The organism is Streptomyces sp. NPDC101393, from assembly GCF_044767385.1.
Taxonomy (GTDB): Bacteria; Actinomycetota; Actinomycetes; order Streptomycetales; family Streptomycetaceae; genus Streptomyces.
Map to the genome: position 1 here is coordinate 129,529 of NZ_JBIWNU010000009.1, position 23,684 is coordinate 153,212.

At 71.6% G+C, this 23,684-nt stretch carries 22 protein-coding genes; 13 read left to right on the forward strand and 9 right to left on the reverse strand.

What is annotated here, in order from left to right; genetic code table 11:
• Window positions 1–109: 109 nt before the first annotated feature.
• Window positions 110–973: an alpha/beta fold hydrolase gene (locus ACIRQ7_RS27700; RefSeq protein WP_404265388.1), complete on the reverse strand. Its 864-nt coding sequence runs from the start codon at window positions 971–973 to the stop codon at window positions 110–112.
• A gap of 160 nt (window positions 974–1,133) precedes the next feature.
• On the opposite strand from ACIRQ7_RS27700, the gene ACIRQ7_RS27705 reads away from it, so the two are divergent.
• From ACIRQ7_RS27705 to ACIRQ7_RS27720, 4 genes are all read left to right on the forward strand, one after another.
• Window positions 1,134–2,729, forward strand: coding sequence for an MFS transporter (locus ACIRQ7_RS27705; RefSeq protein ID WP_404265389.1), 1,596 nt, complete (start codon window positions 1,134–1,136; stop codon window positions 2,727–2,729).
• 146 nt (window positions 2,730–2,875) lie between these two features.
• Entirely contained in the window at window positions 2,876–4,672 is a 1,797-nt protein-coding gene (locus ACIRQ7_RS27710; protein ID WP_404265390.1) for a DEAD/DEAH box helicase, read from the forward strand.
• A gap of 378 nt (window positions 4,673–5,050) precedes the next feature.
• Window positions 5,051–5,692 (forward strand): IclR family transcriptional regulator, encoded by a 642-nt coding sequence (locus tag ACIRQ7_RS27715; RefSeq protein ID WP_401469543.1) that lies wholly within the window; start codon window positions 5,051–5,053, stop codon window positions 5,690–5,692.
• A 90-nt stretch (window positions 5,693–5,782) separates the two neighbouring features.
• Window positions 5,783–6,562, forward strand: a complete 780-nt coding sequence (locus ACIRQ7_RS27720) for a S16 family serine protease (protein ID WP_404265391.1) — start codon at window positions 5,783–5,785, stop codon at window positions 6,560–6,562.
• Window positions 6,563–6,593: 31 nt separating this feature from the next.
• Here the strand turns inward: ACIRQ7_RS27720 and ACIRQ7_RS27725 are convergent, their stop codons facing one another.
• Genes ACIRQ7_RS27725 through ACIRQ7_RS27745 form a run of 5 tightly spaced genes read right to left on the reverse strand, consistent with a single transcriptional unit; the run spans window position 6,594 to window position 10,881 of the window.
• Window positions 6,594–7,592, reverse strand: a complete 999-nt coding sequence (locus tag ACIRQ7_RS27725) for a glycine betaine ABC transporter substrate-binding protein (RefSeq protein WP_404265392.1) — start codon at window positions 7,590–7,592, stop codon at window positions 6,594–6,596.
• Entirely contained in the window at window positions 7,589–8,494 is a 906-nt protein-coding gene (locus ACIRQ7_RS27730) for an ABC transporter permease (protein ID WP_404265393.1), read from the reverse strand. Before ACIRQ7_RS27730 ends, ACIRQ7_RS27725 begins: the two co-directional genes overlap by 4 nt.
• Entirely contained in the window at window positions 8,491–9,756 is a 1,266-nt protein-coding gene (locus ACIRQ7_RS27735; RefSeq protein WP_404265394.1) for an ABC transporter ATP-binding protein, read from the reverse strand. The genes ACIRQ7_RS27730 and ACIRQ7_RS27735 overlap by 4 nt, the downstream gene beginning before the upstream one ends.
• The gene (locus ACIRQ7_RS27740; RefSeq protein ID WP_401469558.1) at window positions 9,749–10,396 is read right to left on the reverse strand and encodes an ABC transporter permease; all 648 of its coding nucleotides are present in this window, start codon (window positions 10,394–10,396) and stop codon (window positions 9,749–9,751) included. The genes ACIRQ7_RS27735 and ACIRQ7_RS27740 overlap by 8 nt, the downstream gene beginning before the upstream one ends.
• Window positions 10,397–10,413: 17 nt before the next feature.
• Entirely contained in the window at window positions 10,414–10,881 is a 468-nt protein-coding gene (locus ACIRQ7_RS27745; protein ID WP_401469561.1) for an Lrp/AsnC family transcriptional regulator, read from the reverse strand.
• 129 nt (window positions 10,882–11,010) lie between these two features.
• Between ACIRQ7_RS27745 and hppD the strand changes: the two genes are divergently transcribed.
• The 5 genes from hppD (at window position 11,011) to ACIRQ7_RS27770 (ending at window position 15,968) form a co-directional block, all read left to right on the forward strand.
• Window positions 11,011–12,165, forward strand: coding sequence for a 4-hydroxyphenylpyruvate dioxygenase (gene hppD, locus ACIRQ7_RS27750; RefSeq protein ID WP_401469564.1), 1,155 nt, complete (start codon window positions 11,011–11,013; stop codon window positions 12,163–12,165).
• A 212-nt stretch (window positions 12,166–12,377) separates the two neighbouring features.
• A complete protein-coding gene (locus ACIRQ7_RS27755) occupies window positions 12,378–13,742 on the forward strand; it encodes an FAD-binding oxidoreductase (protein ID WP_404265395.1) in 1,365 nt (454 codons plus the stop codon).
• 69 nt (window positions 13,743–13,811) lie between these two features.
• Complete coding sequence (locus ACIRQ7_RS27760) at window positions 13,812–14,138, forward strand: hypothetical protein (protein ID WP_404265396.1); 327 nt, start codon at window positions 13,812–13,814, stop codon at window positions 14,136–14,138.
• A gap of 11 nt (window positions 14,139–14,149) precedes the next feature.
• The gene (locus ACIRQ7_RS27765; RefSeq protein ID WP_404265397.1) at window positions 14,150–14,440 is read left to right on the forward strand and encodes a ribosomal protein L7/L12; all 291 of its coding nucleotides are present in this window, start codon (window positions 14,150–14,152) and stop codon (window positions 14,438–14,440) included.
• Window positions 14,441–14,528: 88 nt separating this feature from the next.
• On the forward strand, window positions 14,529–15,968 hold the full coding sequence (locus ACIRQ7_RS27770; protein WP_403667936.1) for a dihydrolipoyl dehydrogenase family protein: 1,440 nt from the start codon (window positions 14,529–14,531) through the stop codon (window positions 15,966–15,968).
• Window positions 15,969–16,084: 116 nt separating this feature from the next.
• Here ACIRQ7_RS27770 and ACIRQ7_RS27775 read toward each other — a convergent pair whose 3' ends face one another.
• Window positions 16,085–16,561, reverse strand: a complete 477-nt coding sequence (locus ACIRQ7_RS27775; protein WP_404265398.1) for an SsgA family sporulation/cell division regulator — start codon at window positions 16,559–16,561, stop codon at window positions 16,085–16,087.
• Window positions 16,562–16,797: 236 nt separating this feature from the next.
• Between ACIRQ7_RS27775 and ACIRQ7_RS27780 the strand changes: the two genes are divergently transcribed.
• Both ACIRQ7_RS27780 and ACIRQ7_RS27785 read left to right on the forward strand, forming a co-directional pair.
• Window positions 16,798–18,384, forward strand: a complete 1,587-nt coding sequence (locus ACIRQ7_RS27780) for an RDD family protein (protein WP_404265399.1) — start codon at window positions 16,798–16,800, stop codon at window positions 18,382–18,384.
• Window positions 18,385–18,475: 91 nt separating this feature from the next.
• Window positions 18,476–19,237, forward strand: a complete 762-nt coding sequence (locus tag ACIRQ7_RS27785) for an RDD family protein (RefSeq protein WP_403667945.1) — start codon at window positions 18,476–18,478, stop codon at window positions 19,235–19,237.
• Between the two features lie 137 nt (window positions 19,238–19,374).
• On the opposite strand, the gene ACIRQ7_RS27790 is transcribed toward ACIRQ7_RS27785, so the two are convergent.
• Entirely contained in the window at window positions 19,375–19,737 is a 363-nt protein-coding gene (locus ACIRQ7_RS27790) for a hypothetical protein (RefSeq protein WP_404265400.1), read from the reverse strand.
• A gap of 414 nt (window positions 19,738–20,151) precedes the next feature.
• On the opposite strand from ACIRQ7_RS27790, the gene ACIRQ7_RS27795 reads away from it, so the two are divergent.
• Together ACIRQ7_RS27795 and ACIRQ7_RS27800 are read left to right on the forward strand one after the other, a co-directional pair.
• Window positions 20,152–22,542, forward strand: a complete 2,391-nt coding sequence (locus ACIRQ7_RS27795) for an immune inhibitor A domain-containing protein (protein ID WP_404265401.1) — start codon at window positions 20,152–20,154, stop codon at window positions 22,540–22,542.
• A gap of 121 nt (window positions 22,543–22,663) precedes the next feature.
• On the forward strand, window positions 22,664–23,020 hold the full coding sequence (locus ACIRQ7_RS27800; protein ID WP_401470331.1) for a hypothetical protein: 357 nt from the start codon (window positions 22,664–22,666) through the stop codon (window positions 23,018–23,020).
• Here the strand turns inward: ACIRQ7_RS27800 and ACIRQ7_RS27805 are convergent.
• Window positions 23,007–23,603 (reverse strand): isochorismatase family protein, encoded by a 597-nt coding sequence (locus ACIRQ7_RS27805; RefSeq protein WP_401469593.1) that lies wholly within the window; start codon window positions 23,601–23,603, stop codon window positions 23,007–23,009. The two genes, ACIRQ7_RS27800 and ACIRQ7_RS27805, sit on opposite strands and share 14 nt — an antisense overlap.
• Between the last annotated feature and the right edge of the window lie 81 nt (window positions 23,604–23,684).

Consider the following 23,684-nt stretch of genomic DNA (forward strand, 5'->3'; position numbering starts at 1 on the left):
GCGTCCACATGGCCGAAAGAATGGTGGCGGGCGCGTCTCGGGCGGGGCCTCAACCCTCACCCCCCGGCCCCTCGTCGCCGCCCTCACCCTCCATGCCCCGGGCGCCTCCTCATCCCGCCCGGAGGAACTCCTCCACCGTCGAAGCGAACAGTTCCGGTTCGTCCACCCACGGGTAGTGGCCGACCGCGTGCAGCGGCCGGAGCCGCGCGTCCGGGAACGACTCGGCCACCAGCTCGCCCGCCCGCATCCCGGCCAGCCCGTCCCGGTCCCCGGTCACCACCAGCACCGGGCACTCCACCTGCGCCAGCCTGTCCAGCACCGTACGGGTCGTGTGCTCGTCCACGCCCTGCCAGAACCCGGCCCGTGGCACCGGCCCCAACTGCCCGCCCTCCGCTGCCGCGTGGGCCCGCTGAGGCTCCTCCCACCGCCCGTATCCCAGCGGCGCCGCGGTGAACAGCAGCTCCCGCACCTCCTCCAGGTCCGTGGTCTCGGCCAGGTGCCGCACCGCCGCCGCGGCCTGCGGCCACCAGTCCTCGTCGCGGCGCGCCTGGAAGATCTCCCGTGCGTCATCGGGGAGTTCACCCTGCAGCCGGGAGCCGGGGCAGACCAGCACGAGCCGGGTCAGCCGCTCGGGATACGCCGCCGCGTAGGCCTGCGCGACCGCCGCGCCGGCGTCGTGGGCGAGCAGCGCGAACCGCTCCAGGCCCAGGTGGGCGCGGAGCGACTCGACGTCCTCGGCGAGGTGCGGGAAGGCGTAGCGGGACGGGTCGTCGGCGGCGGGGGAGTCGCCGGTGCCGCGGCTGTCCGGGATGACCAGCTGTCGGTGCGCCGCCAGGCCGCCGAGGTCCTCGAGGTACGCGGCGTCCCGTCCGGGCCCGCCGGCCAGGCACACCAGGGGCGGCAGCGGGGAGTCGGCCGGGCCGAGCACGCGGTAGTGGAGTGCGGTGTCGTCGTACGTACGGAAGTGCGGCATACGCACAGCTTGCCCGATGCGGGAGGCGGGAAAAGCGGGGGAGCGCCGCCCCTCGTTCAGGCCTTCCGCCGGATCCGGAGGAAGCCCTAGGACCGACGGCCGACCCGATCCCCGTCCCCCGACAGGGGTGCAGCGGGTGCTTGGCCCTTACCGTGGCCGGATGAGCGCTGACCCCTCGCGCGGCACCGGGACCGACTCCGGGACCGCCCTCGCCCCCGGAAGCACCCCCGACCCCGACCACCCCGGGATACCCGGCCCGTCCGCCGTCACGGACGCCGGCCCCGGGACCCGAGCCGCGGACACCGGCGGCGTGCTCGGCCGCACCCACCGCGCGCTCACCCTCGGCATCATCTCCGTCGTCTCGCTGGTCGCGTTCGAGGCGAGTGCCGTGAACACCGCGATGCCGGTCGCCGCCCGCGCCCTGGACGGCATCGGCCTCTACGCGTTCGCCTTCTCCGCGTTCTTCACGGCGAGCCTGTTCGCGATGGCGCTCGCGGGGGAGTGGAGCGACCGGCGCGGGCCGCTCGCGCCGCTGTTCAGCGGGATCGCCGCGTTCGGTGCCGGGCTGCTGATCGCGGGCGGAGCGCAGAGCATGGGGATGTTCGTGGCCGGCCGCGGGGTGAAGGGGGGCGGCGGCGGGCTGGTCGTCGTCTCGCTGTATGTGGTCGTCGGCCGGGCCTATCCGGAGCGGCTGCGCCCGTCGATCATGGCGTCGTTCTCGGCGGCGTGGGTGGTGCCGGTGATCGTCGGCCCGCTGGTCGCCGGGACGGTCACCGAACACGTCGGCTGGCGCTGGGTCTTCCTCGGCATCCCCGTACTGATCCTGCTGCCGCTCGCGGTGATGCTGCCCGCGCTGCGCAAGCTGCCGCGTACGGTGCCCGGCCCGCACGACGGGCTCCGGCAGGTGCTGGGCGACCGGCGCTGCCTGCTCGCGCTGGCCGTGGCCGTCGGCGCGTGCCTGCTGCAGTACGCCGGGCAGCACCCGTCCTGGTACGGGCTGCTGCCCGCGGCCGCCGGGCTCGGGCTGCTGGTGCCGGGGATCGTGCGGCTGCTGCCGCGGGGGACGTTCCGGGCGGCGCGCGGCCTGCCCTCCGTCATCCTGATGCGCGGTCTGGCGGCCGGGTCGCTGGTCGCCGCGGAGAGCTTCATTCCGCTGATGCTGGTCACCCAGCGCGGGATGTCCGCGACGCTCGCCGGACTGTCCCTCACCGGTGGCGGGCTGACCTGGGCGCTCGGCTCGTACGCGCAGAGCAGGCCGCGCTGCGAGCCCTACCGGGAGCGGCTGATGGGCGTGGGCATGGGCTTCCTGGCGGTGGCCGTCGCCCTGGTGCCGCTGGCCCTGATCGAGGGGGTGCCGGTGGGGATCGTCGCTGCGGCCTGGACGCTCGGCGGCTTCGGTATGGGTCTCAACATCTCCAGCGGCGGGGTCCTGCTGCTGAAGCTGTCGCCGCCCCGGGAGGCGGGCAGCAACTCCGCGTCGCTGCAGATGTCGGACGCGCTGGGGAACGTCACCTTCGTCGGCGTCAGCGGCGTGCTGTTCGTGGCCTTCGGCGGCGGCTCGATCGCGGCGGGTGGTCACGCGGTCGCGGGCGGCGGCCAGGCGGGCCACCCCGCGGCCTTCGCCGCCGTGTTCGCGGCGATGGCGCTCGTCGCGGCGGCGGGCGCGGCGGTGGCGGCGCGGCTGCGGCCGGGGGCGGGGGCGGGGGCCGCGGGAGACGGGACGGGCACGGCCGCCGCCGGACCCATCGGCTGCTGAAGGAGCAGGGGAACCGCGGCCGGGGCACGGCGGGAACGTGACGCTCGGCCCACTTGTGCGGAACACGCGGGCTCGCCCGGACGAGGGCGAGCCGCACCGGTAGGCTGACGCGGTTGCCGATCGCCGAGTTCAGCCCGACGGAGACCGTGACTACCACCACCAGCGCCACCAACAACCACCACCTGTCCCCGGCCTTCCCGGGACGGGCCCCTTGGGGTACCGCGAACAAGCTGCGCGCCTGGCAGCAGGCGGCCATGGACCGGTACATCGAGACCCAGCCCAAGGATTTCCTCGCCGTCGCGACGCCCGGCGCCGGCAAGACGACCTTCGCGCTCACCCTCGCGTCGTGGCTGCTGCACCACCACGTCGTGCAGCAGGTGACGGTCGTCGCGCCCACCGAGCATCTGAAGAAGCAGTGGGCGGAGGCAGCGGCCCGGATAGGGATCAAGCTCGATCCGGAGTACAGCGCGGGCCCGTTGGGCCGCGAGTACCACGGCGTCGCCATCACCTACGCGGGCGTCGGCGTCCGCCCGATGCTGCACCGCAACCGCATCGAGCAGCGCAAGACGCTGGTCATCCTGGACGAGATCCACCACGCCGGTGACTCGAAGTCCTGGGGTGAGGCGTGCCTGGAGGCGTTCGAGCCGGCCACCCGGCGGCTCGCGCTCACCGGCACCCCGTTCCGGTCGGACACCAACCCGATCCCCTTCGTGACGTACGAAGAGGGCAACGACGGCATCCGGCGCTCCTCGGCCGACTACACCTACGGCTACGGCAACGCCCTCTCCGACGGCGTCGTCCGGCCGGTCATCTTCCTCTCCTACAGCGGCAACATGCGCTGGCGGACGAAGGCGGGTGACGAGATCGCGGCCCGCCTGGGCGAGCCGATGACCAAGGACGCCGTCTCGCAGGCCTGGCGTACCGCGCTGGATCCGCGCGGCGACTGGATGCCGAACGTGCTGCGCGCCGCCGACCGGCGGCTCACCGAGGTGCGCAAGGCCATCCCGGACGCCGGGGCGCTGGTGATCGCCTCCGACCAGGAGCAGGCGCGGGCGTACGCGAAGCTGATCCGGGAGATCACCGGCACCGGCGCCACCCTGGTGCTGTCCGACGACACCGGCGCCTCGCAGCGCATCGACGACTTCGCCGACTCCCACGACCGCTGGATGGTCGCGGTCCGGATGGTGTCCGAGGGCGTCGACGTGCCGCGGCTCGCGGTCGGTGTCTACGCCACGACCATCTCCACCCCGTTGTTCTTCGCGCAGGCCGTGGGCCGTTTCGTACGGTCCCGCAAGCGCGGGGAGACGGCCTCCGTCTTCGTGCCCACCGTCCCGATGCTCCTGGAGTTCGCGAACGAGATGGAGGTCGAGCGCGATCATGTGCTCGACAAGCCGAAGAAGGACGGCGAGGAGGACCCGTACGCCGAATCCGAGAAGGAGATGGAGGAGGCGGAGAAGCAGCAGGACGAGGACACCGGCGAGCAGGAGCAGTTCTCGTTCGAGGCGCTGGAGTCCGAGGCCGTCTTCGACCGGGTGCTCTACGACGGTGCCGAGTTCGGCATGCAGGCGCACGCGGGCAGCGAGGAGGAGCAGGACTACCTCGGCATCCCCGGGCTGCTGGAGCCCGACCAGGTGCAGATGCTGCTGCAGAAGCGGCAGGCCCGGCAGATCGCGCACAGCAAGAAGAAGCCGGACACCGAGGCGGACCTGCTGGAGATCCCGGCCGAGCGGCGCCCGGTGGTCACGCACAAGGAGCTGCTGGGGCTGCGCAAGCAGCTGAACACGCTGGTGGGTGCCTATGTGCACCAGAGCGGCAAACCGCACGGCGTGATCCACACCGAGCTGCGGCGGGTGTGCGGCGGGCCGCCGAGCGCGGAGGCGACCGCGGGGCAGCTGAGCGAGCGGATCAAGAAGGTGCAGGAGTGGGCCACCCGGATGCGGTGACCTGCGCGGGGCGGTGAGCTCACCGCCCCGCCGCCGGCCGGCGGACCTCCGCTTTCGGGCCGGTTTTTCCGTCCCGCGGTCCGTGGTGGCCCGCGACCTCGCATAACGAATCGGTAACGCTGCGGTCCTCTCACCGGGGCGATACGGCCGTTCCGTATGGCCCAGAGGGGATATTCCGGGCGCGGGCGCCCGGATTCTGGACGGACTCTTCCGCTGACCGGACCGGCTCGCTACTGTCCCCGTCACGCACACGCCCCGTGGCAGCGCCGCCGCGGAGCGCAGCCGGTGCCAAGCGGCCGGCGGCCTCTTGCGCGCGCTGCTCCGGGACCTGCAGCGCGTCGCGCCCGAGTGCCGCCACTCACACGAGGAGGGGGCGTCGTGACCGCGGAGACCTCCCAGACGCTCGACCGGGGACTACGTGTCCTCAAACTGCTCGCCGACACCGACCACGGGCTGACCGTCACCGAGCTGTCCAACAAGCTCGGTGTCAACCGCACCGTGGTCTACCGCCTGCTCGCCACTCTGGAGCAGCACGCCCTGGTACGCCGTGACATCGGCGGCCGGGCCCGGGTGGGCCTGGGCGTGCTGCGCCTGGGCCGCCAGGTGCATCCGCTCGTCAGAGAGGCGGCGCTGCCCGCGCTGCGCTCGCTCGCCGAGGACATCGGGGCCACCGCACATCTCACTCTCGTCGACGGCACCGAAGCGCTCGCTGTCGCCGTGGTGGAGCCGACCTGGACCGACTACCACGTCGCCTACCGGGCCGGTTTCCGTCATCCGCTGGACCGCGGGGCCGCCGGACGGGCGATCCTCAAGGCCCGGCAGGGGCGCACCCAGGACGCCGGACTCGCCCTGACCCACGGGGAGTTGGAGGCCGGTGCGAGCGGGGCCGCGGCGCCGCTGCTGGGGGTGAGCGGCATCGAGGGCAGCGTCGGCGTGGTGATGCTCGCCGACACCGTCTCCGAGCGGGTCGGGCCGCGGGTGGTCGACGCGGCACGGGAGGTGGCCGAGGCGCTGCGCTAGGGCGTGTCCGGGGCGGTGCGCGGGCGGGGCGGCAGCGGTTCCGCGGCGCCGGGTGAGCCGGTCCGTGCAGGGTTCAATTAGGGTGGCACGGTGTCCTCACGCGCCCGTGCCCTGGCGGTCTGCACCGCCCTCGTCCTCGCCCTCCTCGTCACCGTGGCCCTCGCACCGCTGCCGTTCTCGGTCGCCTATCCGGGCATGACGGCGAACGTCCTCGGTGACGACAAGGGCAAGCCGGTGATCACCATCACCGGCGCAGGCACCCGCAGGACCAGCGGCGAGCTGCGGATGACCTCGATCGTCGCCACCGGCCCCGACGCCTCCGTGCGCCTTTCGGACGTGGTCAAGGGCTGGTTCCGTACGGACGAGGCGGTCATGCCGCGGGAGGCGGTCTATCCGGTCGGCGACAACACCGAGGAGATCGCCGAGCACAACGCCGCGCAGATGAAGGAGTCGCAGGACTCGGCCACCAGCGCCGCCCTCGGGCACCTCCACAAGTCCGCGAAGGACATCAAGGTCAAGCTGAGCCTCGCGGACGTCGGCGGGCCCAGTGCCGGGCTGATGTTCGCCCTCGGCATCGTCGACAAGCTCGACGGCGACGGCGCGGGGCAGGACCTGACCGGCGGGAAGAAGATCGCCGGCACCGGCACCATCACCGCCGGCGGCGAGGTCGGCGCGGTGGGCGGCGTCCCGCTCAAGACGCAGGCGGCGCACCGGGACGGGGCCACGGTCTTCCTGGTCCCGCGGAAGGAGTGCGCGGACGCGCGGGCCGAGCTGCCCAAGGGCATGCGGCTGATCCCCGTCACCACCCTCGACGGCGCGGTGGGCTCCCTGGAGGCCCTGCGGACCGGCGGCAAGGTCCCCGCCTGCTAGCGAAGATCCCCGGCCCGGCCCCCGGGCCCGGTCAGCCCTCCTTCACGAAGCCTTCCTCGACCAGCCAGTCCAGGGCCACCTTGTGCGGGTCCTGGCCGTCCACGTCCACCAGGCGGTTGAGCCGCTGGGCGACGGCGTTGTTGAGGGCCTTGGTGATCGGCGCCAGCACCTTGGGGATGGACGGGTACTTCTTCAGCGAGTCGGCGTTCACCGCGGGGGTGGCGTTGTAGTTGGGGAAGAAGTGCTTGTCGTCGGCGAGGACGTTCAGATGCATCGCCTTGATCCGGCCGTCGGTGGTGAAGACCTCGCCGAGCGCGCAGGTGCCGCCCTTGGCCGTCTCGGTGTAGACGACGCCGCCGGTCATCTTGCGGATGTTGGAGGCCGGCACCTTCATGCCGTACGCCCGCGCCATGCCCGGGTAGCCGTCGTTGCGGGCGGCGAACTCGTTCTCCACGCACAGTGACACCGCGCCGGGGTTCTTCTTGGACAGCGCCGCCACGTCCGAGAGGGTGCGCACGCCCAGCTTCTTCTGGTTGGCGGCGTTCAGCGCCAGCGCGTAGGTGTTGTTGAGCTTGGACGGCGGCAGCCAGACGATGCCGTTCTTGAGGTCCTCGTCGTGGACGGCCTGCCACTGCTTCTGCGGGTCGGTGATCGGCTTGGCGTGGCCGAGGTAGGTGATCCAGCCGGTGCCGGTGTATTCGTAGGTGGCGTCCGCCGTACCGGACTTGACCGCTTCCCGGGCGCCGATCGACCCCTGGATGCTGGTCTTGTCGATCACGTCGGCGCCGGCCGCCTCGAAGACGATGCCCATGATCTGGCCGAGCACGATCTGCTCGGTGAACTCCTTCGACGTCACCGTCAGATCCGCGCCCGCGAGGGGGCGGCCCGGGTAGCCGGCGTTCGCCCCGGGGGAGACGTCGTCGCTCATCGCGCTGCCGCTGACCAGCCCGCACCCGCCCAGCGCGACGGTGGCGAGCAGCGCGCCGGCGAGCAGCCCGGCCCGGCGGGCGCGGCTTCGGTGGGTGCTCACGTCGTTGCCTCCAGGCCGCGCGGCCGCAGCAGCAGTTCGGCGAGCGATGCCAGCCATTCGACCAGCAGGGCGAGCGCCACGGTCAGTACGGAGCCGAGAATCAGGACGGGCATCCGCTGGGTGACGATGCCCGCCGAGATCAGGTCGCCCAGGCCGCCGCCCCCGCCGAAGGTGGCCAGGGTGGCGGTGCCGACGTTCAGGACGAGCGCGGTGCGGACACCGGCGAGGATCAGCGGTACGGCCAGCGGCAGTTCGACCTTGCGCAGCACGCCCATGGGGGACATGCCGATGCCGCGGGCGGCCTCGGTGAGGGTGGGGTCGATGCCGCGCAGGCCCGCGATGGTGTTGGCGAGTACCGGCAGCACGGCGTAGATGACCATGCCGACGATGGCGGAGCGCGCGCCGATGCCGAGCCAGATCACCAGCAGGATCAGCAGACCCAGCGCGGGGACTGCCTGGCCGAGGTTGGCGAAGGTCATCGCCACCGGGGTGGCCTTGCGCAGCTTGGCGCGGGTCAGCGCGATGCCCAGCGGGATGGCGATGATCAGCACGAAGAAGGTGGAGATCACGGTGAGTTGGACGTGCTGGCGCAGCGCCAGCCACACCTTGCCGTTGTCCACGGCCTGGTGGGCGATGGAGTCCAGGCGGGCGCCGCGGAACCACAGCCAGGTGATGAGCAGCGCGACGACCAGGAAGGCCGGCATGAAGGTCCACTTCTGCCAGCTGATGCGGCGGGCGCCCTGGGGGCTGCCGGGCGTCGGCGCCTCGCCGGTCGCGACCTCGCGTTCCGTGCGCTCCTCGACCTGGACGTTTTCGTGGTGCGCCGGCCCGCGCCGGTCCCGTTCGCCCGGTGGCCGGCGCCGGCGCGGGCCGGCCGGGTCGTATGAGTCCCGTGGTGTCATGCCGTGACCCCCTGGGAGCCGTCCGCGCCGTCCGCACCCTCCTGCGCGAGGTGCGTCCTGCGGTCCCGCTGGTCCTGGAGTTCGTGCTGGTGCTCGGCGGCGTCCAGCCGGTCGGCCTCCAGGAGTTCATGGACGTTGTTCATCAGCGTCTCCATGTCGACGACGCCGATGTACTCGCCGCGCCGCCCGGTGACCGCGACCCGCCCGGCGTTGTCGGTGAGCACCGCCTCCAGGGCGTCGCGCAGTGTCGCGTCCCGGGTCACCGTGTCGTGCACCAGCGTCCCGGCCCGCGCCAGCGACTCCTTGGCGCGCGAGAGGTCGCCGCGCCGCAGCCACTTGTAGGGACGGCGGTGCCGGTCCAGCAGCAACACCTCGTTGGTGCTGCCGGAGCGCAGCAGGTCGAAGATGTCCTGGAGCGGGTCGTCCACGGCGGCGGTGGCGAAGTCGACGATGGGGACGTCGCGTACGCGGGTGAGGTTGAGCCGCTTGAGGGCGGCGCCGGCGCCGACGAATCCGGAGACGAAGTCGTCCGTGGGGTTGGTGAGGATGGCTTCGGGGGTGTCGAACTGGGCGATGTGCGAGCGTTCGCGGAGCACCGCGATGCGGTCGCCGAGCTTGATCGCCTCGTCGAAGTCGTGGGTGACGAAGCAGATGGTCTTGTGGAGTTCGTGCTGGAGCCGGATCAGCTCGTCCTGGAGGTGGTCGCGGGTGATCGGGTCGACGGCACCGAACGGCTCGTCCATCAGCAGGACGGGCGGGTCGGCGGCGAGTGCGCGGGCGACGCCGACGCGCTGCTGCTGGCCGCCGGAGAGCTGGCGCGGATAGCGGTGGCGGAATTCGGCCGGGTCCAGGCCGACGAGGTCGAGCATCTCCTCGACCCGGCCTTTGACCTTGGATTTCGACCAGCCCACCATCTTGGGGACCAGCGCGATGTTCTGGGCGACGGTCATGTGCGGGAAGAGGCCGGAGGACTGGATGGCGTAGCCGACCTTGCGGCGGAGCTTGACCGGGTCCATGTCGGTGACGTCCTCGTCGCCGATCCGGATGCGGCCGGAGGTGGGCTCGATCAGCCGGTTGATCATCTTCAGGGTGGTGGACTTGCCGCAGCCCGAGGGCCCCACGAAGACCACCAGCTCGCCGGCCTTGATCTCCATGTTGACGCTGTCCACTGCGGGGTTGGAGTTGCCCGGGTAGATCTTCGTCAGGTTCTCCAGCTGGATGCTGGCGCCGGAGGTGGTGGTCGGCTCGGACGTCTCAGGCACGGATCCCCCTGGGGATGGTCAGGCGTCCGATCAGGACGTAAACGGCGTCGAAGAGCAGGGCCAGGACGGCGATGCCGAGGGTGCCGGAGAGCACCTGGTTGAGGGAGTTGGCGCTGCCCAGGGAGGCGATGCCGCGGAAGATCTCGTTGCCGAGACCGGGGCCCGAGGCGAAGGCGGCGATCGCGGCGATGCCCATCAGCATCTGGGTGGCGACCCGGATGCCGGTGAGGATGGGCGGCCAGGCCAGGGGCAGTTCGACGCGCAGCAGCCGGGCGCCGCGGGACATCCCGATGCCCTTGGCGGCGTCCACCAGGGTGGGGTCCACCCCCCGCAGCCCGACGATGGCGTTGCGTACGACGGGCAGCAGTCCGTACAGGGTGAGTGCGATGACGGTGGGGGCGACGCCGAGGCCGACGATCGGGATGAGCAGACCGATCATGGCCAGGGACGGGACCGTCAGGATGGTGGCGGTCGCGGTGGTGGCGAGGTTGCCCGCCCATTCGCTGCGGTAGGTGGCCACGCCGAGGGCGACGCCCAGCACGGTGGCGATCACCATGCATTGGAAGACCGCGCTGGCGTGCTGATATGTGTCCGTCAGCAGCTGGGTATGCCGGGTGCCGACGTACTCCCAGAAGCTCACTCGGCGCTCTCCCTTTGTCAGTCCCCTGATGCCTGTTTCACCAGCGGGATGATGCGCAACGGCACCGGATTTTCCATCACGATCGCCGTCGAGGCCCGCACGATGCCATCAAAGCCCACAACACGGTCGATGACACGTTGCAAGTCGGCGTTGGATCTGGCGACGAGCCTGCAGAGCATGTCCCCATGTCCCGTCGTTGTATGCAGCTCCAACACCTCGGGAACGGTCGTCAAATGAGCACGGACGTCGCTGCCTTGACCCTGTTTGATCTCAAGTGTCGCGAATGCGGTCACGGGATAGCCGAGTGCGGCCGGGTCCACGTCCGGCCCGAAGCCCCTGATCACTCCATTCGACTGAAGGCGGTCCAGCCGCGCCTGCACCGTCCCGCGCGCCACCCCGAGGCGCCGGGAGGCCTCCAGGACACCGATCCGCGGCTCCCGGGCGAGCAGCTCCAGCAGCGCGCCGTCCAAATGATCGATCGCCATCGCCGGTCCCTCCGATTTCGATGGTCATCCTGTACAGATAGCCCGGCGAAACCCCCGGACTGCTATGCATAGTGCCCAGTAGATACGCAAACTATTGCGCACCTTGTGGATCGGGGGGACTCTGCGGCCATGGCAGACACCACGATGCACACCCAGCCCACCACCCCCGGTACGGCCCGGCAGGCGGACCCCTTCCCGGTCAAGGGGATGGACGCGGTCGTCTTCGCCGTCGGCAACGCCAAGCAGGCCGCGCACTACTACGCCACCGCGTTCGGTATGCAGCGCGTCGCCTACTCCGGACCGGAGAACGGCAGCCGCGAGACCGCCAGTTACGTGCTCGAATCCGGTGGCGCCCGGTTCGTGTTCACCTCCGTCATCAAGCCGTCGACCGACTGGGGCCGCTTCCTCGCCGACCATGTCGCCGCCCACGGCGACGGCGTCATCGACCTCGCCATCGAGGTCCCGGACGCCCGCGCGGCCTACGCCTACGCCGTCGCCCACGGCGCCACCGGCATCGACGAGCCGTACGAGACCAAGGACGAGCACGGCACCGTCGTCCGTGCCGCCATCGCCACCTACGGCAAGACCCGGCACACCCTCGTCGAGCGCACCGGCTACGACGGCCCCTACCTGCCCGGCTTCGTCGCGGCCGAGCCGCTCGTGACGCCCGGCGCCCGCCGCTTCCAGGCCATCGACCACTGCGTCGGCAACGTCGAACTCGGCAAGATGAACGAGTGGGTGGCCTTCTACAACAAGGTCATGGGCTTCACCAACATGAAGGAGTTCGTCGGCGACGACATCGCCACCGAATACTCCGCCCTGATGTCGAAGGTCGTCGCCGACGGCACCCTCAAGGTCAAGTTCCCGATCAACGAACCGGCGATCGCGAAGAAGAAGTCGCAGATCGACGAGTACCTGGAGTTCTACGGCGGCGCCGGCGTCCAGCACATCGCGCTCGCCACCAACGACATCGTGGCCAGCGTCCGCGCGATGCGCGCGGCCGGTGTGGAGTTCCTCAACACCCCCGACTCGTACTACGACACCCTCGGCGAGTGGGCGGGCGAGACCCGGGTGCCCGTCGAGATCCTGCGCCAGGAGAAGATCCTCGTCGACCGCGACGAGGACGGCTATCTGCTGCAGATCTTCACCAAGCCCGTCCAGGACCGGCCGACCGTCTTCTTCGAAATGATCGAGCGGCACGGCTCGATGGGCTTCGGCAAGGGCAACTTCAGGGCCCTCTTCGAGGCCATCGAGCGCGAGCAGGAGCTCCGCGGCAACCTCTGACCCGCGCCCCGGGGCCCACGGCGGTCCCCAAGCGCCGCCCGCCTCCCCGGCGGCGCCCGCGGCCCGGTACGACGCCCTGAGCGCCGTACCGGGCCGCTTCGCCGCCTGCGGCCCCGCCGGCGCCGACGCGCCGCCCCGTGAGCGGTCCCCGGGTCCGCGATCCTCGGGTCCGTGATCTTCCGTGTACGGCGCACGAATGCGACGCTTGACCCATGGACCTCATCGCAGACCTGCGCGCCGGACTTCCCGCGGAAGCGATCCTCACCGACCCCGACGTCACCGGCGCCTACGCCAACGACATGGCGAGCTTCTGCGAGGCCGGCACCCCGGCAGTCGTCGTCCTGCCGCGCACCGTCGAGCAGGTCCAGCACGTCATGCGCACCGCCACCGCCCGCCGCGTCCCGGTCGTCCCGCAGGGCGCCCGCACCGGCCTGTCGGGCGCCGCCAACGCCTCCGACGGCTGCATCGTGCTCTCGCTGGTCAAGATGGACCGGATCATCGAGATCAACCCCGTCGACCGGATCGCGGTCGTCGAACCCGGCGTCGTCAATGCCGTCCTCTCCCGCGCGGTCAACGAACACGGCCTGTACTACCCGCCGGACCCCTCCAGTTGGGAGCAGTGCTCGATCGGCGGCAACATCGGCACCGCCTCCGGCGGCCTGTGCTGCGTCAAATACGGCGTCACCGCCGAGTACGTCCTCGGCCTGGACATCGTCCTCGCCGACGGCCGGCTGCTGTCCACCGGCCGGCGCACCGCCAAGGGCGTCGCCGGCTACGACCTCACCCGCCTCTTCGTCGGCTCCGAAGGCAGCCTGGGCATCGTCGTGCGCGCCGTCCTCGCCCTCAAGCCCGAGCCGCCCCAACAGCTCGCGCTGGCCGCGGAGTTCCCCTCCACCGCGGCCGCCTGTGAGGCGGTCTGCGAGATCATGGCCCGCGGCCACGCCCCCTCACTCCTCGAACTCATGGACCGCACGAGCATCCGCGCCGTCAACGCCATGGCGCAGATGGGCCTGCCGGACAGCACCGAGGCGCTGCTGCTCGCGGCCTTCGACACCCCGGAGCCGGCCGCCGACCTCGCCGCCGTCGGCGCGCTGTGCACGGCGGCCGGCGCGACCGAGGTCGTCCCCGCCGAGACCGCCGCCGAGTCCGACCTGCTGCTCCAGGCCCGCCGGCTGACCCTGACCGCGCTGGAGCAGGTCAAATCGGCCACCATGATCGACGACGTCTGCGTGCCGCGCTCCCGGCTCGCCGAGATGCTCGACGGGACCGCCGCCATCGCCGAGAAGTACGACCTCACCATCGGCGTCTGCGCACACGCCGGTGACGGCAACACCCACCCCACCGTCTGCTTCGACGCGGACGACCCGGACGAGTCCCGCCGCGCCCGCGAGTCCTTCGACGACATCATGGCGCTGGGTCTCGAACTGGGCGGCACGATCACCGGCGAGCACGGCGTCGGCGTCCTGAAGAAGGAGTGGCTGGCGCGCGAACTGGGCCCGGTGGGACTGGAGTTGCAGCAAGGCATCAAGGGCGTCTTCGACCCGCTCGGTATCCTCAACCCGGGCAAGCTCTTCTGAGGCCCCGCTCCGGCTCCCCGACGGGCGGGGCCGGATGCGCGGCCCGTCACCGGAAGGATTGACCGCCTCATGACGATCCACGACCCGCACCGACCCGGCGACGGCACGGTCACCTTCCGCGTGACCGGCCACGGCGTCGACGACATCACCTATGCGGTCCAGGCCCCGGGCGCCGACTCCGGCGGGGAACACCAGGTCTCCCGGCCCGAACTCCCCTGGTTCGCGGTGACGGACGCCCGCGGGGTGGGTGCGATGCCGATGCTCACGCTCACCCTCGAAGGGCCGGGCGCCTACGCCGAATGCGAGATCCTCACGGACGGCGCACCGGCCGTCCGCGGCACCGTGCACGGCCCGGCGGCGACTGTCGTGTTCATGGCTCGGGCAGGGGTCTCGTAGAGTTCGCGACCATGGAATCCATCCTCCCCGCGATAGCCGTCCTGCTCTTCGTCGTCCTCCTGCTGTCCGGCTTCGCCGACACCCGCGCCAAGCGCACCGAGCGCAGGCTCCAGCGCATCGAGCGGAAGCTGGACCAGTTGATGGCGCACGTCGGCGCCGCCGCGCCCGAGGAGCCGCGGATGGCCGAGGTCGACGAGCTGCTGCGCGGCGACAAGAAGATCCAGGCCATCAAGGTGTACCGCGAAATCACCGGCGCCGACCTCGTCGAGGCCAAGGAAGCGGTCGAACGCCGGATGCGCTGACGGGCCGCGGGACCGAGGATGTCCTTGACGACACCCCAGGACCCGCCGGGCCCTCCCGGCCACCCATTGCCCAGGGAGCGAAGAGCCGATGGCAGCGACCGAAGCGACCGCAGCCGACGCGACGTACGACGTCGTCGTGCTGGGGGCCGGACCGACCGGGGAGAACGTCGCCGACCGGGCGCACGCCGCCGGTCTGAGCGCAGTGATCGTGGAGAGCGAACTCGTCGGCGGCGAATGCTCCTACTGGGCCTGCATGCCCAGCAAGGCCCTGCTGCGCCCCGTCACCGCCCGGTCCGAGGCGAGCCGGGTCCCCGGCATCGACAACGCCGTCTCCGGCCCCCTGGATGCCGCCGCTGTCCTCGCCCACCGCAACACCTTCACCTCCCACTGGAAGGACGACGGGCAGGTGCGGTGGCTGGACTCGGCCGGCATCGACCTCGTACGCGGGCACGGCCGGCTCGACGGACCCCGGCGGGTGGTCGTCGACGGCCGGGTCCTGTCCGCACGGCACGCGGTCGCGGTGTGCACCGGCAGCCGCGCGGTGCTCCCGCCCATCCCCGGACTCGCCGCCGCCCGGCCCTGGACCAGCCGTGAGGCCACCAGCGCGCAGAAGGTGCCCGGCCGCCTGGTCGTCGTCGGCGGCGGTGTCGTCGGCGTCGAGATGGCCACCGCCTGGCGCGCCCTGGGCGCCTCGGTGACCCTGCTCGTACGCGGTGACGGACTGCTGCCCCGGATGGAGCCGTTCGCCGGCCACCTCGTCGCCGAATCGCTCGCCGAGGCGGGCGTGTTCCTGCGCATCGGGGTCGAGGTGACCGAGGTGCGCCGGGAGGCACCGGGCGGCGCGGTGACCGTGGTGCTCGACACCGGCGACGAGATCATCGCCGATGAACTGCTGATCGCCACGGGCCGCGCCCCGCGCACCGACGACCTCGGCCTGGAGACGGTCGGCCTGGAGCCCGGCGGCTGGCTGGACGTGGACGACAGCTGCCGGGTGGCCGGTCTGCCGGACGGCTGGCTCTACGGGGTAGGCGACGTCAACCACCGCGCGCTGCTGACCCACCAGGGCAAGTACCAGGCCCGGATCGCGGGCGCCGCCATCGTGGCCCGCGCCCGCCGGGTCCCCATCCTGGAGTCCGACCCCTGGGGCGCGCATGCCGCCACCGCCGACACCCGCGCCGTCCCGCAGGTCGTCTTCAGCGACCCCGAGGCCGCCTCGGTCGGTCTGACGGCCGCCGAGGCGGAGCGCGCCGGTCACCGCGTCCGCGTCGTCGACCAGGACCTCGGCGCCGTCGCCGGCGCCTCGCTGTACGCCGACGGCTACCGCGGCCGGGCCCGGATGATCGTCGACCTGGACCGCGAGGTGCTGCTCGGGGCCACGTTCGTCGGCCCGGGGGTCGGCGAGCTGCTGCATGCGGCGACCGTCGCGGTCGCCGGCGAGGTCCCCGTGGAGCGCCTCTGGCACGCGGTACCCGCCTACCCGACGATCAGCGAGGTCTGGCTGCGGCTGCTGGAGAGCTACCGCGGCTGAGGCGCGGCACCCGGTCCGCCCGCACCCCGCCGTCCGCCCGCAACTCGCCGTCCGGGTACGGCAGTCGGCCGCGGCGGGGGCCGGTGCCCCGCTGCCGGAGGCCGCCGCCGGCACGCTCACGCACCTGGTTCCGGGGACTCGTCGGACGGCCAGGGGTCGCTCAGCCACAGATCGTCCCGCGGCGCCATGGCGAGCAGTTCGCTCAGCCCTTTGTCGATGCCCAGATACTCCTGCTCCGACCCCGGCGGCACCACCCGCAGGGTGCGCTCCAGCCAGGCGGAGACCGCCGCCGCCGGGGCCTCCAGCAGGGCGTCTCCGTCCGGCGAGGTCAGCACCATGCAGACCAGGCTGCGGCCGTCCAGCTTCGTCGGCCAGACCCGTACGTCCCCGTGGCCGCACGGCCGGAACACGCCCTCGACGAGCAGTTCGCGGGCGAACGTCCAGGTGACCGGGGCGTCCGAACCGACATGAAAGGTGACATGGACGGCATAGGGGTCCTCGGTCCGGTAGACCAGCCGGGCCGGTACCGGAATGGTGCGCTCCGGCGACAGCACCAGGCCCAGTTCCAGCTCTCGTTCCACCACGGTGTGCATCAAGTCCGCCTCTCTACGCTCCCGGTGCGGACACCGTCTGCGGGCCCGCACGGGGAGAGAGGCGCCGGGCGCCGGACCCTTACACGACTTCGTACAACTTTTTTGCGGCCCTCTTCCAGGTGGTCGTCGCCGGGCAGGGACACGAGGCGACCCGGGGTCTGATAGATGTGGACGCTGCGTTGCGGCAGACTGCACCCCACACCCACCAGGCCAAGTACAGATACGGGACTTCGGACATGAGCGCCCCTACCTCAGGATCCGCCGGCGACAGCCCCACGCCAGGCTTCTACCCGGACCCGTCCATCCCCGGCTACATCCGGTACTGGAACGGCGCCGGATGGGTGCCCGGCACCAGCCGGCCCGCCCCGGCCGAGGGGGAGGCGATGCCCGCGCCCCCGCCGGGCGTGGCCCCCGCGCCCGCCCCCGCACCGCTCGTCGAGGAGACCGGCCCGGTCTTCTTCGACGAGGAGGCGGACGGCGGCTCGGTACCCGCCGTCCGCCAGAGCGGCGAGGCCGAGGCGCAGAACGCCGTCACGAACTGGGACGACCCCGCCCGCCTGCACGGCGGCAGCCCGGAACCGGCCTCCGCCTGGCAGGCCGACGCCTCCCGGCAGGGCGGCTTCGGCGGCGAGGTGGACCGCCGGGTCTCGTGGGGTTCGCCCGACCAGCCCGACCCGTACGGCCACCCCGACCAGTACGGCGGCCAGTCCGGGACCCCCGGTGGCGGGGCCGCCTGGGGCGCGGTGCCGCCGCAGCGCGAGGAGCGGCCGGGCGGCGAAGGACCCGGGGCGGACGGCTCCGCGGCCGACGGGGCCACGGCCGACGGTTCCGCGCAGACACCGGCCGCGCCCGCACCCCGGCCCTCCGACATCCCGGCCGACGGGACCGTCGCCATCCGCGCCCTCAAGCCCGGTGCGCCGCGCCCCGGGGCCGGTGGCCGGCCCCCCGTCGACCAGGGCACGACGGCGATCCGCGCGGTACGCCCCGACAACGGCGGCGCGGCCGCCCCCGGGTCCCCGCCCGCGGCCAAGGGCAACCAGACGATGGCCATCCGGATCGCCCCCGGCGGCGGACCGTCCGCGCCCGCGCCCTCCGGCAGCGGCGCCCCGCAGGCACTGCCGTCCGTCGGTGCCCAGCAGACCCCTCCGCAACAGACCCCTCCGCAGCAGAACGCCCCGTCGCCGCAGCGGCAGGCCCCGCAGACTCCCGCCCCGTCGGCGGGATTCCCGCCGCAGGGCGGCGCCGCCGCGCCCGGTCCGCAGGGCGCCGGCGCGGAGGCCCACATCCCGTGGAAGCCGCCGACCGAGGACGTGTTCTTCGCGGCCGCACAGGCACAGCAGGGCCACCCGGCAAGCCTCGGCCGCCGGTTCGCGGCCCGGCTGATCGACACCGTCGTGCTGGGCGCGGCGACCGCCGCGGTCGCCGTCCCCATGTGGGGCACGGTCACCGACCACATCGACGCCAAGGTCGAGGCGGCCAAGCAGTCCGGCCGCCAGGTGACGGTCTATTTCCTCGACGGCACCACCGCCCCGGTGTTCGGTGTCATCCTCGCCGTCCTGCTGATCGGCGGTGCGCTGTACGAGGCGCTGCCGACGATCAAGTGGGGCCGCACGCTCGGCAAGAAGCTGTGCGGGGTGCGGGTGCTGGACATCGAGAGCCATGACACCCCGATGCTCGGCGCTGCCCTCAAGCGGTGGTTCGTGTACGGCGTGCTCGGCGTGCTGGTCGTCGGGATCGTGAACGCTGCCTGGTGCCTGTTCGACCGCCCGTGGCGGCAGTGCTGGCACGACAAGGTCGCGCGCACGTTCGTCGCCGCCGACTGACCCGCCGTCCGGCGGCACCCGCCGGTGGCTCTGTTCCCCCGAACGGCCTTCGCCGGATGCGGCGGGCGGTGACAAGCGGTCGACTCGGGCCATGAGCACCGACCAGCCCGGACCCGGTTCCGGTGAACCGCCGGAGAACGACCCGTTCCTGAAGAGGCCGCAGGAGCCGCCGGCGGGCGGCGGTCCCTACAACGGCTCTCCGCACGGCGGCGGCATGGGCGGCGAGGGGGCAGCGGGCGGCACCCCGCCGCCTCCCGGCGGCCCGCCACCGCCGCCGCCCGGTGGAGGCGCACCGCCCCCCGGTGGCACACCGCCGCCCTACGGGGGAGACCCGTACGGCGGCGGCCCGTATGCCGACAACCCCTACGGCGGGCAGTACGGCGCGGCCGATCCGCTCGCCGGGATGCCGCCGCTGGCGAACCGCGGCCGGCGGCTCGTGGCGCGCATCATCGACGCGATCGTCATCATCGTGCCGGTCTCTCTGATCATGAACGCGATCGTCGGCTGGGTGGACTACACCAGCACCAACGGCTCGGAGACCGGTAAGCAGGCGACCGTCTCGGGCGTCACGATGCTGGCGTACCTCATCTACGAGGGCCTGATGCTGACCAGCCGTGGCCAGACGCTCGGCAAGATGGCGATGAAGATCCGGGTCGCGATGCTGACGAACGGTGCGGTGCCCGCGGGCTCGCCCGGCTGGATCCGGGCGGCCGTCTACACCCTGCCGGAGATCGTGCCGTGCTGCGGCTTCATCTTCTGGCTGGTCAACGTCCTGTGGTGCACATGGGACAAGCCCTATCAGCAGTGCCTTCACGACAAGGCGGCCAAGACCGTGGTGGTGTCGACGGCTTGAGGCCCGAGGGGGCGCGGGTGAGGGCCGGTGCAGCCGGGCCTGCCCGGCCCCGTCCGGGCGCCGGGCGGGGCCGGGAGCGGGGGAGGCCGCCACCCCGCCCGCAGGCGGTGTGACGGCCTCCCCGGGGCTTTCGCGCCCTACCGTGAGTGTTCGCTGACCCGGGCTCCGCCGACCCGGGCCTCGCCGCTCACCCGGGCGCCGGCGTTGTCGGCGGGCCGGGTGCCGCGTGACCGGTCCAGGTGGCCGGCCGACGGGCGTACGGCGTGCAACGTGGCGGGTGAGACGGGGGACTTGGTGCGTACGACGTGCCGGCGTACGACACGCGACAGCCGTGGCATGGGGACCGTCATGGCGACGAGGAGTCCGAGCCCGAGCCCGGCGATGGCGATGACCGCGACCCCGATCCCGGTCTGCGTCTGCGAGAGCAGGAGCATCGCGAGGGTGGAGAGGAAGACGGTGGCCGAACCATAGACGAGCTGGGTGGCAGTCGGACGAGGCATGGCGGATCCGTCCTCGGAGGTCGGCGGGGGTGTTCGGTCAACGGCGTGCCATCGGGCGAGCCTAGTGTCCAGTTTTCCCGAGCGGACCGGCCGGTAAGCGTGACCTAACCCACGGTCTCGGTGCACGGGGGCGCACATATCCGGGTGGAGGTGAACACCCAGCAGGGAAAAGCCAGTTGGCGCGGGGGCGCATGCCCTGGGGGCATATCCATCGATGCCCCGGCCGGTGCGGAGCCGACGGCGCGGCGGAGGGCGCCGTCCGTTACGGCCCATCCGCTCGCGTCCGATAGCCGTAACTCGGGGACCGAGTAACGTACTTCGGTGACGTGAGCAAGTCAAGATCTGTCTTTTTCTCCGCGCTTCCGGTCGAATGCCCTCGAACAGTGACCGGTTCGAAGGGGAGGACAACGCCAAGTGAGAGACCACAGACAGGTGTTCAGATCGGCCGCCCTGGCCACGGCAATCGCCGCGATCGGGGCGGCCGCTTTGTCTTCCGGGGTGGCTTCGGCCGACGCCGGTGGCCCGTCGCCCGTCGGTCGGCGTCATGACCCGGCCCCCGAGCGGACCGTGGACCACGACCTCAAGGGGCCGTTCAGCGACCGGCAGGCCGCGCAGCGCAAGGAAGCGCTCCAGCAGGTCATATCCGGCGAGGCCAAGGCGACCGAGCGGGACGGCTCGAAGGTCGTCAAGCTCGGCAGGAGCAAGTACGTCGAGCTGGCGCGGGAGAAGACCGACAAGATATTCACCATCCTGGTGGACTTCGGCGACAAGGTCGACGACACGACGATGTTCGACCCGGACGGCGACGGTCCCAAGCCGCCGGTGAAGAAGTTCGGCGGTACGGCCGGCCCGGCGCACAACCAGATAGCCGAGCCCGACCGCAAGAAGGACAACAGCACCGCCTGGCAGAAGGACTTCCACCAGAAGCACTTCCAGGACCTCTACTTCTCGCACGACAAGAAGAAGGAGTCGCTGGCCAAGTACTACGAGAAGCAGTCCTCGGGCCGCTACTCCGTCGAGGGCGAGGTCTCCGACTGGGTCAAGGTCGACTGGAACGAGGCCCGCTACGGGTCGAACTACTGCGGTGACACCAACTGCGCCAACGCCTGGGACCTGATCCGGGACGGCGTCAACCGGTGGGCGAAGGACCAGAAGGCGGCCGGCCGCACCGACGCGCAGATCAAGACCGATCTCGCCAAGTACGACCAGTGGGACCGCTACGACCACGACGGCGACGGCGATTTCAACGAGCCGGACGGCTACATCGATCACTTCCAGATCGTGCACGCCGGTGAGGACGAGTCCGCGGGTGGCGGCGCGCAGGCGACCAACGCCATCTGGGCGCACCGCTGGTACGCGTACGGCAGCGACGCCGGCAAGAACGGCCCCGGCGAGAACAAGGCCGGCGGCACGCAGATCGGCGACACCGGCATCTGGGTCGGCGACTACACGATGCAGCCTGAGAACGGCGGGCTCGGCGTCTTCGCGCACGAGTACGGCCATGACCTGGGCCTGCCGGACGAGTACGACACCACCGGCACCGGCGAATCCTCGGTGGACTTCTGGTCGTTGATGTCGGCCGGTTCCTGGCTGGGACGCGGCAAGGACGCCATCGGTGACCTGCCGGGCGACATGAGCGCCTGGGACAAGCTGCAGCTGGGCTGGCTCAACTACGGCAAGGCGAAGGCCGCGAAGAAGTCGGTCCACAAGCTGGGTGTCGCGGAGTACAACACCAAGAACAAGCAGGCGGTGGTCGTCGAACTGCCCTCGAAGTCGGTGAAGACGGACATCGTCAAGCCCGCGGAAGGCTCCCAGCAGTGGTGGAGCGACATGGGCAACGACCTCAAGAACACCCTGTCCCGGCCGGTGGATCTGACCGGTAAGTCCAAGGCGTCGCTGTCCCTCAAGGGCTGGTGGGACATCGAGGAGAACTACGACTACCTCTACGCCGAGGTGTCCACGGACGGCGGCAAGAACTTCACGCCGCTGGACGGCACCGCCAACGGCAAGGCCATCTCGCGCGACGGCGGCGACAAGCCGGCGCTGACCGGCACGGCCGACGCCTACCAGGACCTCGTCTACCCGCTGGACGCGTACGCGGGCAAGAAGATCGACCTCCGCTTCCGCTACCAGACGGACGGCGGCGCGGCTCAGAAGGGCTTCGCTGCGGACGCGATCAGTGTCACCGCCGACGGCAAGGCGCTGTTCAGCGACGGTGCCGAGGCCGGCGACAACGGCTGGACCAGCAAGGGCTTCTCGCGGATCGGTGCGTCCTTCACCAAGGACTACCCGCAGTACTACCTCGCCGAGAACCGTCAGTACGTGTCGTACGACAAGACCCTCAAGGTCGGTCCGTACAACTTCGGCTGGACGACCGCGAAGCCGGACTGGGTGGAGCACTTCCCGTACCAGAACGGGGTGTTGATCTGGCTGTGGGACACCTCGCAGCCGGACAACAACGTCGGCCAGCACCCGGGGCAGGGGCAGATCCTCCCGGTCGACGCGCACCCCAAGGCCGAGAAGTGGGCCGACGGGAAGCTGATGCGCAACCGTTTCCAGTCCTACGACTCGACGTTCACCCGTCACCGTACGGACGCGCTGCGCCTGCACAAGGACGGCAAGCTGATCACGGTCAAGTCGAAGAAGGGCGTCACGCTCTTCGACGACCGGCACGGCGTCTACTACGACAAGGCGAACCCGACCGGCGGGGTGATCGTTCCTGACACCAACACCCGGATCAAGATCGCCAAGGAGGCCGGGGACGGCTCCACGGTGACGCTCCAGGTGGGCCCGGCCGGTAAGTAAAAGGTAAAGTCGCAGGTCAGAGGCTAATCGGCCGTCGCCCCCTAGCGGGCGGCGGCCGTTCGCGTTTAGATGCGTCCTAGAGTTCCTTGTTGACGCGAAGTCTCACGGGGGAGATATGACGATGAATGGCGGCGGCTTCATCAGGCTTCCTGGCGGAAGCGTGGTGGTCGCTCTCTCGCTGCCCAGACCGGGCGAGGGCACCCTGCACACGGCGTACGACGGCACCGGCCACGTACGCGTCCTGGTCCATGCCGTGAACCGGCAGCGCGCCCTGACCAGGCTGCGCAACCTCGGACTACGGGCCGTCTACCTGCGCGGCAACATGAAGCCGCCCACGCCGGACGAGGTCACGGCGGTGCTGCACCATCCGGACGGCCTGGTCTGGCGGGAGGCGCCGGAGGACGACACCGAGTCCTGGCATCCGATACGGGCCCTGCTGCGGGCCCCGGCCAAGGACGGGGCGGTCAGCCGGCGGTGATCACCGGCTTGCCGGTCAGCTCGGCACCGGCCGCCCGCAGCTCCTCCAGTGCGCGCTCGGTGGTGTGCGGTGCGACGCCCGCCGTCAGGTCCAGCAGGACGTGCGTGCGCAGGCCCTCGCGCAGCGCGTCCAGGGCGGTGGCGCGCACGCAGTGGTCGGTGGCGATGCCGACCACGTCGACCTCGGTGACGTCCCGCTCGCGCAGCCACTGCGCGAGCGGGCTGCCGTTCTCGTCCGAGCCCTCGAAGCCGCTGTACGCGCCGGTGTAGGCGCCCTTGTCGAAGACCGCGTCGATCGCGCCGGAGGCGACGGCGGGCGCGAAATTGGGGTGGAAGCCGCTGCCCTCGGTGCCGGCGACGCAGTGCACCGGCCAGGTGTGCTCGTAGTCGGGGACGTCGGAGAAGTGGTCGCCGGGGTCGATGTGGTGGTCCCGGCTGGCCACGACGTAGCGGTAGCAGCTGCCGGCCGACTGGCCGACGTAGTCGGTGATGGCCGCCGCGACATCGGCGCCTCCCGCAACGGCGAGGCTGCCGCCCTCGCAGAAGTCGTTCTGCAGATCAACGACGATCAATGCCCGGTGCATGGTGCGTGCCTTCCGGCTGGGAATCGTGGAGGAGGCGCGGAGCGGTGCGGAGCGTTGCCGAGGGGTGATGTGACCGAGGGT